This is a genomic window from Vibrio sp. 1731, assembly GCF_033339955.1.
Lineage (GTDB): Bacteria > Pseudomonadota > Gammaproteobacteria > Enterobacterales > Vibrionaceae > Vibrio > Vibrio alginolyticus.
In genome coordinates this window covers 1-12,468 of the sequence record NZ_JAWOVO010000031.1, presented here as the reverse complement: position 1 = coordinate 12,468, position 12,468 = coordinate 1, and the positions used below count along the sequence as shown (strand labels likewise).

Annotated in this window: 10 protein-coding genes and 1 pseudogene; 6 read left to right on the top strand and 5 right to left on the bottom strand. The window is 44.4% G+C overall.

What is annotated here, in order from left to right:
• Window positions 1-68: 68 nt before the first annotated feature.
• The 3 genes from R7035_RS23035 to R7035_RS23025 all read left to right on the top strand — a co-directional run bounded on the left by R7035_RS23035 (window position 69) and on the right by R7035_RS23025 (window position 2,367).
• Complete coding sequence (locus tag R7035_RS23035) at window positions 69-299, top strand: hypothetical protein (protein WP_017636104.1); 231 nt, start codon at window positions 69-71, stop codon at window positions 297-299.
• A gap of 245 nt (window positions 300-544) precedes the next feature.
• Window positions 545-844, top strand: coding sequence for a hypothetical protein (locus R7035_RS23030; protein WP_005376885.1), 300 nt, complete (start codon window positions 545-547; stop codon window positions 842-844).
• A 332-nt stretch (window positions 845-1,176) separates the two neighbouring features.
• Window positions 1,177-2,367: an amino acid aminotransferase gene (locus R7035_RS23025; protein ID WP_017636105.1), complete on the top strand. Its 1,191-nt coding sequence runs from the start codon at window positions 1,177-1,179 to the stop codon at window positions 2,365-2,367.
• An 89-nt stretch (window positions 2,368-2,456) separates the two neighbouring features.
• Here R7035_RS23025 and R7035_RS23020 read toward each other — a convergent pair whose 3' ends face one another.
• Complete coding sequence (locus tag R7035_RS23020) at window positions 2,457-3,098, bottom strand: outer membrane beta-barrel protein (protein WP_025767291.1); 642 nt, start codon at window positions 3,096-3,098, stop codon at window positions 2,457-2,459.
• A 314-nt stretch (window positions 3,099-3,412) separates the two neighbouring features.
• Here R7035_RS23020 and R7035_RS23015 point away from each other — a divergent pair, with 314 nt between their 5' ends.
• Together R7035_RS23015 and R7035_RS23010 are read left to right on the top strand one after the other, a co-directional pair.
• Window positions 3,413-5,302: a DUF294 nucleotidyltransferase-like domain-containing protein gene (locus tag R7035_RS23015; protein WP_104979487.1), complete on the top strand. Its 1,890-nt coding sequence runs from the start codon at window positions 3,413-3,415 to the stop codon at window positions 5,300-5,302.
• An 8-nt stretch (window positions 5,303-5,310) separates the two neighbouring features.
• Window positions 5,311-6,030: a 3'-5' exonuclease gene (locus R7035_RS23010; RefSeq protein WP_318146293.1), complete on the top strand. Its 720-nt coding sequence runs from the start codon at window positions 5,311-5,313 to the stop codon at window positions 6,028-6,030.
• A 69-nt stretch (window positions 6,031-6,099) separates the two neighbouring features.
• Here the strand turns inward: R7035_RS23010 and R7035_RS23005 are convergent, their stop codons facing one another.
• Both R7035_RS23005 and R7035_RS23000 read right to left on the bottom strand, forming a co-directional pair.
• Window positions 6,100-7,983, bottom strand: a complete 1,884-nt coding sequence (locus tag R7035_RS23005; protein WP_005376880.1) for a methyl-accepting chemotaxis protein — start codon at window positions 7,981-7,983, stop codon at window positions 6,100-6,102.
• Window positions 7,984-8,214: 231 nt separating this feature from the next.
• A complete protein-coding gene (locus R7035_RS23000; RefSeq protein ID WP_005376879.1) occupies window positions 8,215-9,786 on the bottom strand; it encodes a BCCT family transporter in 1,572 nt (523 codons plus the stop codon).
• A 387-nt stretch (window positions 9,787-10,173) separates the two neighbouring features.
• Between R7035_RS23000 and R7035_RS22995 the strand changes: the two genes are divergently transcribed.
• Complete coding sequence (locus R7035_RS22995; RefSeq protein WP_005376877.1) at window positions 10,174-10,650, top strand: MarR family winged helix-turn-helix transcriptional regulator; 477 nt, start codon at window positions 10,174-10,176, stop codon at window positions 10,648-10,650.
• Between the two features lie 40 nt (window positions 10,651-10,690).
• On the opposite strand, the gene R7035_RS22990 is transcribed toward R7035_RS22995, so the two are convergent.
• Together R7035_RS22990 and R7035_RS22985 are read right to left on the bottom strand one after the other, a co-directional pair.
• The gene (locus R7035_RS22990; RefSeq protein WP_005376875.1) at window positions 10,691-11,329 is read right to left on the bottom strand and encodes a response regulator; all 639 of its coding nucleotides are present in this window, start codon (window positions 11,327-11,329) and stop codon (window positions 10,691-10,693) included.
• A pseudogene (locus R7035_RS22985) lies at window positions 11,322-12,392 on the bottom strand (cache domain-containing protein); the annotation flags it as partial. The pseudogene R7035_RS22985 and the gene R7035_RS22990, both read right to left, overlap by 8 nt.
• Between the last annotated feature and the right edge of the window lie 76 nt (window positions 12,393-12,468).

The window sequence follows — 12,468 nt, the reverse complement described above, 5'->3', positions numbered from 1 at the left end:
AAGGTTTTACGTTGGACTGAGTTCGTTAAACTCACTTCGAGCTACGGTCTTTAAATCAGGAGGAAGCGATGAAAGTTTTTACAATGGACGATCTCTCGTATCGCGGAAAACATAAAGGTGTACATAGTTGGGACCATCCTGGCAGTACCACCCCTTATTATTGGCATCCTGATTGGCTGCATATCGCTGAAGATGCTTTGGGTGAACACAAAAAGGCTGACCTTGAAGTCCCTGATGGAGAAACAGCTACAGAAGAGCATGCAAAAGCGGCGATTCTCAAACACTTGAATGACGAGTAGTTTAGGCTCTATCACCGTTCAAGAATAGCATTAGGTAGGCGAATCCATCGTTGTATGCTTTAAACACAAATAAAGCTAAAACCTGCCAAATAGTAAATTCTTCTGAATGAGAAGTACGCATCTTCTATAGCGTTCAAAGGGCAAAATAAGTCGATTGTTATCACATTAATTTTCATTACATCTGTTACATTTAAATAGTAATGGTGATGCACACCTCAACTCATGGATTATGAGAGAAAACAATAATGGCGAAATACAACGAAGAAGATATTAAATACAAAGGTGAATCCAACGGCGTACATTCTTGGAGCTCTCCTTCCGGCCAACCTTATTACTGGCATCCAGATTGGTTACACGTTGCAGAAGATGCGACGGGTACGCATCCGAAGCAAAAACTTGAAGTTGAAAAGACAGAAGTACCAACCGAAAAACACGCATTAAAAGCGATCTTAAAGCATATGAACGACTGGGCGACTGAAAAACTTTCTTCTAACCCTGACATCGAAACCAATGCGGTTGAGTCGGAAATCAATCTGAAGAAATAACCCCAACCGATATCCATACTTCTAACAGTAAACGCTCCACCTTTGGTGGGGCGTTTTTGTCTCAACAAATCCTCACTAGACAACTATAAACGCGTTAACGCAAAGCACTGAATTGAAACGATTGGGATGTGTGCAAAACTTCTCCAACCATGGCATAAATGCCCTTCAAACTCTGTGCCTACCAAACGTTTTCATGGCAAAAACTTTAGTTATGTTAGAATTCTGTTTCAAATCGCAACTTTTTTAGGTTTTCTTTTCAGTAACGGTTGTAACCAATATTGCTGAAAGGTATAAATGTTAGCACACCCCTTCGATTAACATGGATGAAGATTATGTTTGAAAAAGTAGTTGCCGCTCCGGCTGACCCTATTCTTGGCCTTACTGAAGAGTTTAAAAAAGATGCTCGCGCAGACAAAATTAACCTTGGCGTAGGTATTTACAAAAACGAGCAAGGCGAAACTCCCGTTCTTGCGACAGTAAAGAAAGCTGAAGCAGCACTTGTTGAAACTGAAAAAACCAAATCTTACCTAACCATCGAAGGCACAGCAGAGTACGGCATTGCAGTGCAAAAATTGCTTTTCGGCTCTGATGCAGAAATTGTAAACGAAAAACGTGCTAAAACAGCTCAAGCTCCGGGTGGTACTGGTGCACTACGTGTTGCCGGCGAGTTCATTAAACGTCAACTAGGCGATGTAAAGATCTGGATCAGCAACCCAACATGGGCGAACCACAACGGCGTATTTACTGCTGCTGGTATCGAAACGGCACAATACAGCTACTACAATGCTGAAACAAAAGACAAAGACTTCGATGCGATGCTAAACGATCTGCAATCTGCATCTGAAGGCGACATCGTGCTTCTACACGGCTGCTGTCACAACCCTACAGGGATCGATCCTACAGCTGAAGAATGGGAAACATTGGCGAAACTTGTCGCAGAGAAGAAATTGCTTCCTCTGTTCGACTTCGCCTACCAAGGCTTTGCTAAAGGTGTGGAAGAAGATGCAGCAGGTCTTCGTACTTTTGCTAAGTACAACAAAGAAATCCTAGTCGCGAGCTCTTTCTCGAAAAACTTTGGCCTATACAATGAACGCGTAGGTGCCTTCACGTTAGTAGCTGAGTCAGAAGAAGTCGCAACAACCGCATTCTCTCAAGTTAAAGCCATTATTCGCTCTATCTACTCTAACCCACCTGCACACGGCAGCGCTGTCGTGACTCACATTCTTGGCAACGCCGAAATGCGTGCGGAATGGGAAGCTGAAGTAGCAGAAATGCGTGACCGCATTCAAGAAATGCGTGAACTATTTGTAGCGACACTAAAAGCAGAGGGTGTGGACGCAGACTTTAGTTTCATCGAACGTCAAAATGGTATGTTCTCTTTCTCTGGTCTTTCTAAAGAGCAAGTTAACCGCCTTAAAGAAGAGTTCGGTATTTACATTGTCGGTTCTGGCCGAATCAGTGTTGCTGGTATGACGAAGTCAAATATGGGCCCTCTGTGTAAAGGCATTGCAGCGGTTTTATAATCGACTGTCGCATACTTTATTAAAAGGAAAGGTCAGCATAAGCTGACCTTTTTTGTTTTAACTTAACGCCAAAAACGAACCCGTCCGATCTAGTAGACAAACTTCAAACTCAGCCCAACTTCATTGACGTAATCTGAGCTTTCACCGCTGTAATCAGTATCTCTAAACTGATAAAAAAGACCAGTGCCGATGACTTTATGCCATTGGTAGTTAAAACCGATCTTAAAATTGTTCTCATCAACGATATCACTTCGGTTCAACTCCACTTCAGCTGTCGCAATAAGCTTTTCACTGAGCAAGTAATTCACCCCAACAGTTACAGCTTGAATCAATTCGCTATCGGAAGACAACGTATTATCCGTTTTGTCATCCGTCGCTTTCGCTTTGATTGCGCCTATTCCATATATCCCGTAGATATCGAATTGCTCTGTAACTCCATAACGGTAACCACCACCAAACAAAAGGCGGTCAATGCGAAGAGTAAAATCATCCGGATGGAAAAACTGCGCTGAGTAATCAACATTAAACAACCAGTTCTCAGTAAACAAATAGTTACCACCGAGTCCAACTGTGGTCGCATTAGAGTTATCTAACCATTCTTCGTTTGTCGTTCCGGCACCAACATCCAAATGAATGTGTTCGTACCCAAATTTTTCTGCTTGGTCCATGACCGCTGCGCTTGATATCGCCGGCAAAGCAGCTAAAGAAACAAGCAATAAATTTCTCACCATTCGACTTCCTTTCATGAGAATTATCTAAACACTGTATTCCATCGCCTGAGCTACTTGGCTCAAGAAGAATAGCTTAATCTAAAGACGTGATAACGATCTGAAACAGCCAAAGATCTAATCAGTCATCACGAAGAAAACATATCGACGACGTCTTTTTCAATTGAGGTGACCATATAGTAGTAAAAATGAAGCTCCCTTATCGTGCGATATGTCAGAATCTTATGACTGAGCACGAAAATCGCGGTTCAGATAAGACTCTGTTTTAAAACTAAGTTAAGATTACTTTATTATTTGCGAACTAAAAGGCGCCTTCGATGGATGCAGAACTTCTCGAGATTTACAACTTTCTCGCCAAGTATCCCCCGTTCAATGAACTCCCTGAAGAAACACTAAACAAGGTGACAGAGAGTGTCGAAATCTCGTACTACCGAGAAGATACCCCCATCATCCATTTTGGAGACTATATCCAAGATTTATACGTGGTGCGAAGCGGTGTTGTTGAAGTTTATCGACGCAAAGGTGAGCTGTATAACCGCCTTGACGAGGGTGACCTATTTGGCCAGATGGGCATGCTCACCAATAACAAAGTCCGCTTTCCGGTAAAAGCCATTGAGGATACCCTGCTCTACTGTATTCCTGGTGACATTTTCCAAGAAATTTACGATAACTTTGATTCCTTTGCGGATTTTGTTGAAGTTGAAAATAGCGCTCGTTTACGCCAAGCCATTTCAGAAAACAAAGACGCCAATGACCTGACGACGTCGAAAGTGAAAACCTTGCTAACTGGCGATGCTCATACGATTGATCGTGGTCAGACAATCCAGCAAGCCGCGCAGCAAATGGCGAATGACAACGTATCGGCTTTACTTATCGTCGACCCAGATTTCGTTCGTGACGAAGACGATCCACAGTCCCCAGTACTTGGTATCATTACTGACCGCGACTTGTGTACCCGTGTGTTAGCTGAAGGTTTGTCCCCACAGGACGATGTGTCCAGTGTGATGACCACGGAGGTCATGTCACTTGACCACAACGCTTACATCTATGAAGCAATGTTAACGATGCTGCGTTACAACGTACATCACCTACCAGTGGTAAAAAACCAATTACCAATCGGTATTATCGAAACAACCGACATTGTTCGTTATGAATCTCAGAATTCGTTGTTGTTGGTGAGTAGTATTTTCCAACAACAGACTATCGAAGATTTAGCCGTTGTTGCCGAAGAAGTGAAAAGCAGCTTCGTGCGTTTGGTCAATGAAGATGCCAACTCTCACATGGTGGGTAGCGCGATGTCGGTCATTGGCCGAAGCTTCAAACAGCGTCTGCTAGAAATGGCAGAAGAAGAGCTTGGCCCACCGCCAATTCCTTATTGTTTCCTTGCACTTGGCTCAATGGGGCGAGATGAGCAACTGTTGGTAACTGACCAAGATAACGCCATCATTCTAGATGAGACCTATCAAGAAGAGAAACATAGTAAATACTTCGAAGCCCTAGCAAAATACGTCAGCGATGGTTTAGATGCCTGTGGCTACAAATATTGCACAGGCGATATTATGGCAACCAACCCACTATGGCGCATGACTCGTTCAGAGTGGGAAGAGTGTTTTGCTGACTGGATTGATAACCCGAACCCGAAAGCACTACTCAACGCCTCCATCTTTTTCGACTTGGATGGCGTCTATGGCCGCTTAAAATGGGCAGAACAGTTAACTAGCTTTATTGTTCGTCGCGCTCGAAAGAACAACCGCTTCTTAGCGTGTTTGGCTCGTAACGCACTAAACAGAACACCACCTCTAGGCTTTTTTAAAGACTTCGTGATGGAAAAAGATGGCAGACACAACAACTCCATCAACCTCAAACGTCGCGGTACTGCTCCTCTGGTCGACTTAATTCGCGTTCACTCTCTGGCGGTTGGTTCACGTGCACAGAACTCGTTTGAGCGTCTTGACGACATTATTGATGCTGGCATTTTGCCAAAAGGTCGAGCACAAGACTTAAAAGACGCGTTAGAGTTTATTTCCATGGTGCGTATTCGTCACCAAGCGACGGATGTGGAACTAGGCATTGATCCTGATAACAATATCGAACCGGAAAACCTCTCTGAGTTTGAACGTCGCAACCTAAAGGATGCATTCCAGATCCTAAGCAATGGTCAAAATTTCCTTAAGTTCCGCTACCAAGCGAACAAGAGCTTTAAGTGAGGTTTAGCATGATTAAAAAGCTCTTTCAGAAGCCAACCATTCAGTGGCCAACGAAGTTTGAACAAAAGCTGGAGATGGCGAAGGATGAGAATTTAATTGCGTTTTATAGCAACAAGCCGCCTGCTCCAGAAACACCGTTATCTGAGGTGGAGTTCGTGGCGTTAGATTTCGAAACGACGGGTTTGAATCCTGAAAAACATGACATCATTACTATTGGTTTAGTGCCGTTTAACCTGAAGCGAATTTTCCTACGTAACTCGCGTCATTGGAAGGTACGTCCACAGCGTGCACTCGATGAAGACTCAGTCATTATACACGGTATTACTCACAGCGAATTGATCGATGCGCCTGACTTAGGCGATATCTTAAGCGAGCTGCTACCATGCTTAAGCGGGAAAATCATTGTTGTTCATTACCGTCGTATCGAGAGAGAGTTTCTGGATAAAGCGCTCAAAAGCCGTTTAGGGGAAGGTATTGAGTTTCCTGCTTTAGATACGCTGCACCTTGAAGAAACGATTCAACAGAAACGTTCAGGCTCTCTCTGGGAGCGTTTAAAAGGGAAAAAACCAGAATCGGTTCGGCTAGCGCAATCTCGACGCCGTTATGGGCTGCCAGACTATACGCCTCACCATGCATTAACCGATGCAATTGCTACCGCAGAGCTACTGCAAGCGCAAATCGCCCATCATTACAGTGAAGAGCAACCCATCAGTGAGTTCTGGCTGTAATATACTTCACGCTTAATAGCGATCAGAAAAGGAGCCAGATGGCTCCTTTTTACTTAGCTTGAGACAAGATTACAGCTTAAAGCGTTGAATCTCTTGTTCAAGTTCGTGTGATAGCTCAGACAGGTGAGCAGCTTGTTCTGCTGCTTGATGAGCTTCGACTGACAACTCGTTAGACACGTCACGAATACCTTCAGTGTTACGAGTGATCTCAGTGGTTACCGATGCTTGCTCTTCTGCTGCTGAAGCAATCTGCGTTGCCATATCACTGATACGCTCAACAGCAGTGTGGATTTGCGTCAAGCTCGCTGCAGCCGCATTGGCATCATCAACACTGGTATCAGCTAGACGACGACTGTCACCCATAATACCGACCGCTTTGGCCGTTGTGCCTTGTAGCATCTCGATAGTTTCTTGAATCTCTTGCGTTGAAGCATGAGTACGTTGGCTCAATACGCGGACTTCATCTGCAACCACAGCAAAACCACGGCCTTGCTCACCTGCACGTGCCGCTTCGATCGCCGCGTTAAGTGCAAGTAGGTTCGTTTGCTCTGCAATGCCTTGAATCGTTGATAGAATCGTATTGATGCTATTTCCGTGTGCTTCTAGCTCTTGAATCACATCAGTAGCAACTTGAACTTCTTGCGCTAAGTTCTGAATAGAGCCTTGCGTTTGAGTTACTTGGCTTGAACCGTGTGAACAAGCTTGAACCGCTTCTTCTGAGTTACTTGCCGTGCTATCAGCATTACCTGCAATTTCTTGTGTCGCTGCTGCCATTTCGTTCACGGCCGTCGCCACCATGTTGATTTCATCTTGCTGGTAAGAGATACGCTGACTACGCTCCTCAGCTTGCTGTGCTGTCGTGCGTGCTTGCTCTGAAAGCGCAGAAGATACGTGGCTAAGCTTAGTAACCATTGTGTGCATGTTGCCAACAAAACGGTTGAAGTTTTCCGCCAGTTTACCTACTTCATCATCACTGCGTGGTTCTAGGCGTTGCGTTAAGTCACCTTCACCAGATGCAATTTCTTCCAGTGCATTTGATACGCGGTTCAAGTCACGGAACAAGAAACCAACTAGCCAAGAAACTGCAAGAATAACCACAATCGTGATCGCCACAGCAGTAAACAATAGATCTCGTAGCAATACCGCATGACCTGCTTCTTCTGTTGCGCGATCCATTTCAATCGCAAACATCCAATGCGTACCAGGAACTTTATTGAAGTAGTAAAGCTTCTCTTTTCCTTTGATTACCGTATCTTCGATACGACCTTCATCGGCGGCGCGCTCAATTGCCTCTTCTGAAAAATCTTTTAGAACACTGGTGATAGGCTTAAGCGTCAAGCTTTTATCTGGATGCGCTAAGAAGGTGCCTTCATTCATGTCGATTAGCATCGCATGCGCGTTTTCACCTGCATCTAAGTTAATCACATCGCTGATAAGCTGATCGATCAGTACGTCCGCACCAACAACACCAACAAACTGACCATTTTTCATTACTGGCTCAGCAATGGTCACAAGTAGTGCATTCGTGATTGCGTCTTGATATGCGGCTGTGATGATTTGCTTACCCGCGGCATCAGCATCCTTGTACCAAGGACGTGTGCGAGGGTCATAATCAGCACGGTTACGCTCCGGATGAGAGCGGTACATATCACCGTTTGGTGTACCAAGGAAGATGTCATCGAAGCCACCAGCCTTGCGAGCTTGTTGTAGGAAAGGAACAACGTCTTGCTCGGTCGAGTAGTCGTTGAACGCAGTGGCAATATCTTTACGGATATTGACCCAATCAGAAATTCCCTCTGACGCAGTAGTACTAAGACTTTGCGCACGTGAATAGACACCTGAACGAGTCTGATCAAATAATTGACCAGCCGACAACCAAGTAAGTGCTGTTGCCATCACAACAACAGCAGAAAGGCTTGCGCCTATAAGCTTTTGTTTTAATGATAATTTCATATTTATAGTTTTTTGAGTTGGGAGAACAGTTAAGGTGCATGAATATTACACACTTTTTTACGACTATTCACTAATTTTTAAAAAACAAAATAGCACATTAACTCTTTGTAAAATATGAACTTTCATGTGTCATTTTTTTGTCTCGAGCGTCATAAAAACCGCACAAAAAAAGCCAGCAAATTGCTGGCCTTTTGATTGATTGTTAGTCAAACGGTTTTATAAAATGCCGAATTACTGACGCTCAGTTCGCATACCCATCAATAAGCTCACACACATTGCAAGCAGAATGAAGGTAAATGGCAGTGCTGTAGAAATGGCACCAGCCTGAAGAGCTTGAACCGCCTCGGAGCCACCAATCCATAGCAGAGCAACCGCAATTGCACCTTCCATGAATGCCCAGAAGACACGTTGAAGTACAGGTGCATCGACTTTACCACCTGCCGTGATACTGTCGATAACAAGTGAACCAGAGTCAGAAGACGTAATGAAGAACACAAGTACCAACACAACAGCGATGATAGAAAGCATGCTACCAAATGGAAGAACATCAAACATTTGGAACATAGCAAGTGATACGTCAGTCAAGCCATTTGTGCCCAGCTCACCTACTTTATCAACAACTTGCTCGATCGCCAGGCCACCAAATACAGACATCCAAACAACGGTAACCGCAGTTGGAACCAGTAGAACTGCTGTGATGAACTCGCGAACGGTACGACCACGAGAAACACGCGCGATGAACATGCCTACGAATGGCGACCATGAAATCCACCAAGCCCAGTAGAACACTGTCCAGCCTTGGAACCAAGCTTCGTCCGTACGACCAAACGGGTTACTTAGTGGGATGATATTCTCTACATATGCCATAAGTGTGGTTGGAATCGAACCTAGGCTCGCCGCCCAACCGATAAGACCAACAAGGAGAAGTAGCAAGAACGCCACAACCATGTTGATGTTACTAATGACTTTAACACCACCATCGATGCCGCGTACGACTGAAACAACAGCAAGTAAAGTCACCACGGTAATAACGACGATTTGCAGACCTAGGCCTGGCTCAACACCAAATACGTGATGAATACCACTTGCTGCTTGCTGCGCACCTAGACCTAGGGATGTAGCAAGACCAAATAAAGTCGCAAGCACAGCCAGAATGTCCACAATGTGGCCAGCCCAACCCCATGCACGATCACCCAGAAGTGGGTAGAAGATCGAACGCATAGATAGCGGTAAACCTTTGTTGTAGGCAAAGAATGCTAAAGAAAGTGCTACAACACCGTAAATTGCCCATGGGTGAAGGCCCCAGTGGAACATCGTTGCACCCAGTGCCAATCTCGCGGCTTCTGGTGTATTTGCCTCAACACCAAGTGGCGTTTCATACCAACCGGTGAAGTAAGCGACAGGTTCTGCAACACTCCAGAACATTAAACCGATACCCATACCAGCTGCAAATAGCATTGCAAGCCATGACATAAACGAGTAATCGGCAACAGCGTCTTTACCACCTAGTCGAATCTTACCCATTGGTGAGACGATAAGCGCCAAACAGAAAATAACGAAAATGTTACCTGCAATAATGAACAACCAATCGAATGAACCAATAATTTTCCACTTCAGCCCATCAAGTGCCGTCTTTGCGGTATGTGCATCTAGAACTAATGCAGCGACAAGAAACAGCGCAATTAAACCTGCACTAATACCAAAAACTGGGTTATGAACATCAAAACCCCATTTTTGAACGTTGTCCTGACCTACCGTATAGTCGGTACTATCGATACTGTACTTATCTATACCCTTTGTCATCGTTCCTCTCTATTTTTGTAGTGTTTTTACGTACCAAACAAAAAAATCTTTCGAACACGATACGTTTTGCATTCCGTGAAGGCGCAAGATCCTATCATTTGACACGTTTTTGTCTATCTTTTTGCTATTAAAAAATCCAATAACTTACTTTTCACTGTGTGGTTACGGCCTTTGATAGAACAAATCACTACTACAATAGTTAGACCACAAACATTTATTGCTATAATAATTTTAGCTCTTCTTATTTTGTCGAAAAGGCGCGACAAAATGGTATTGAGGACACGGCGTAAAATTGTAGGGGTAATTTTTGATTTCCCCCCTTTAAATAAGGGCGCATTTAAGTTAGTGTCGCCTCGATAAATGTTCCCTACAGACTGGATGAATAAATTGGAAAAGTACGAAGAAGTATTGGTCTCGATTCGTCAGATCATCCGCGCTATTGATTTACATTCTAAAAAGCTGAGCAAAGAGTCTGGATTGACTGCTCCACAGTTGATTTTGATGCGCGCTATCAATGACTTAGATAACGTGACGATTAAACAGTTGTCTAGCCACACTAACATGAGCCAAGCGACCGCAACGACCATTCTAGATAGACTAGAACGAGGCCAGTTTGTTGAGCGTCAGCGCAGTGTTCAAGACAAGCGTAAAGTGCATGCTGTACTTACGAGCAAGGGCCAAGAAGCCTTAAAACAAGCACCAACGCCGCTGCAAGAGCACTTCATTAATCGATTCCAAAAATTGGAAGAATGGGAGCAATCCCTTCTACTATCTTCCGTTCAACGCATCTCGACGATGATGAATGCAGAGGACATCGATGTTGCTCCAATGCTAGAGCTTGGTAGCATTACCAAAGCCGATTAGTTTCGCTCCCACGTGCTCGCTTTTTGCGGGCACTACTCTCCTACTCAGTCAAGCCAGTTTCAAACGCATATTTTGCTAACTCTGCCGTCGAATGTAAGTCCAACTTGTGCTTAATGTTATGGCGATGCGTCTCTACCGTTCGATAACTAATATTGAGTAAAGTGGCGATTTTTTTGCTGCTGTTTCCTTGAGCAACTAATTTAAGTACCGCTTCTTCCCTGCGGCTGAGAGGATTCGTTTTTTGCGTGGCAGGCACCACTTCTTGGGTAAAGAGTGTTTGTGTGACGGATTCACAGAAATACGTCGAGCCTTGGTTCACCGTTTTTATTGCTTGCACCATTTTCTCGGCCGAGATTTCCTTGAGCATATATCCTACGGCACCAGCTTGCATGACCTTCATGATGTACTCGCGATTATCGTGCATGGTCAACATAAGTATTTTGCTCTCTGGGCGCGCTTCTTTAATTACACCAGTCGCTTCAATACCGTTCATTATAGGCATGCTGATATCCATCAATATGACATCCGGTTGCAAGTGCTTTGCGACCTCTATCGCTTCCAAACCATTACTTGCTGTACCCACCACTTCGATGTCAGGCTCTAACTCCAAACGAGCCATGAAGCCATCCAACACCACTTGATGATCATCGACAATCACTACACTAATCGGTTTATCCATAAACTATTTCATCCAAATTAAGCAGCACGGTAATCTCTGTTCCCAAGCCAAGCTCACTCATTAGCTCAAATTCACCACCGATGAACTCTACACGCTCTTGCATATTCCTTAACCCAATCCCTTGTTGGTGCACTGCTTGGTTAACCACAAACCCAACGCCATCATCACGTATGAGTAATTGCAGCATATTGCCCATTTTTTGCAAAGTAACCGTTACTTTTTTCGCTCGCGCATGTTTTTCAATGTTATTCAAAGACTCCTGAGCGACGCGATATAGCGTCGTTGCGACTTCCGAAGTCAGTTTGTGCTGCTGAGTATCGAAATTGCTCTCGATATCAATCCCGGAATGGGAATGAAAATCCTGTAGCAAGGTCGTCAGTGCTGCTTCTAAACCGATATCATCGAGGGCGCTTGGACGGAGCTGATGAGAAATATGCCGCACCTCATTTATCGCGGTGACGAGCGATCGTTGTGATTTATCTAAGTGGGATTTGAGTTTTTCGTCTTCCAGTCTATGACTCATTAAGTCTAAATGACATTTACTGGAGACTAACAACTGATTGATTCCATCATGCAGTTCTCGCGCTAAATGCTTTTTCTCATCTTCTTGGAACATCACGGTTTTATGTGCCAATTCTTTCAGGTTCTTATCAGCGAGGCGATGCTCGTGCAGATTGATCGCCAAAGTGAGAACAATGATTACAGCAACGGTCACCGCTAAGATCACGACGACTGAGAAAAATGTCGTTTCGATATTTTTGTTCACTGCCGCGCGCATATTGGCGACTTCTCGGCTGACATCCTCAATATACAGCCCAGTCCCTATCATCCATTCCCACTTATCGAGCCATGCAGCGTAACTAAGCTTAGGGACGACTTCACCCGTAGATGGCTTTTGCCACAGGTACTGATGAAATCCGCCACCGGATTGCGCTTGATACAATAAAGCTTCGATTAAGCGATCGCCATTTTCGTCTTCAAGATAGAGTAAGTTTTCCCCGACAAGCTCTGGAAGAACTGGGTGTACAAGGTTGGTACCATATTTATCATAAGCAAAAAAATAGGTTCATCGCGGCTTTCCGGGGAAAGCCGCTTTTATCTTTAAGAAGAAGTAATCAGTATCTCGATATCCATACCCC

What these genes read in the sequence shown, in the direction of transcription:
- R7035_RS23000 (WP_005376879.1), bottom strand. Translation starts at nt 9,786, where the DNA reads ATGACAAAGGGTATAGATAAGTACAGTATCGATAGTACCGACTATACG.
- R7035_RS23020 (WP_025767291.1), bottom strand. Translation starts at nt 3,098, where the DNA reads ATGGTGAGAAATTTATTGCTTGTTTCTTTAGCTGCTTTGCCGGCGATA.
- R7035_RS23035 (WP_017636104.1), top strand. Translation starts at nt 69, where the DNA reads ATGAAAGTTTTTACAATGGACGATCTCTCGTATCGCGGAAAACATAAA.
- R7035_RS23015 (WP_104979487.1), top strand. Translation starts at nt 3,413, where the DNA reads ATGGATGCAGAACTTCTCGAGATTTACAACTTTCTCGCCAAGTATCCC.
- R7035_RS23025 (WP_017636105.1), top strand. Translation starts at nt 1,177, where the DNA reads ATGTTTGAAAAAGTAGTTGCCGCTCCGGCTGACCCTATTCTTGGCCTT.
- R7035_RS23005 (WP_005376880.1), bottom strand. Translation starts at nt 7,983, where the DNA reads ATGAAATTATCATTAAAACAAAAGCTTATAGGCGCAAGCCTTTCTGCT.
- R7035_RS23010 (WP_318146293.1), top strand. Translation starts at nt 5,311, where the DNA reads ATGATTAAAAAGCTCTTTCAGAAGCCAACCATTCAGTGGCCAACGAAG.
- R7035_RS22990 (WP_005376875.1), bottom strand. Translation starts at nt 11,329, where the DNA reads ATGGATAAACCGATTAGTGTAGTGATTGTCGATGATCATCAAGTGGTG.
- R7035_RS23030 (WP_005376885.1), top strand. Translation starts at nt 545, where the DNA reads ATGGCGAAATACAACGAAGAAGATATTAAATACAAAGGTGAATCCAAC.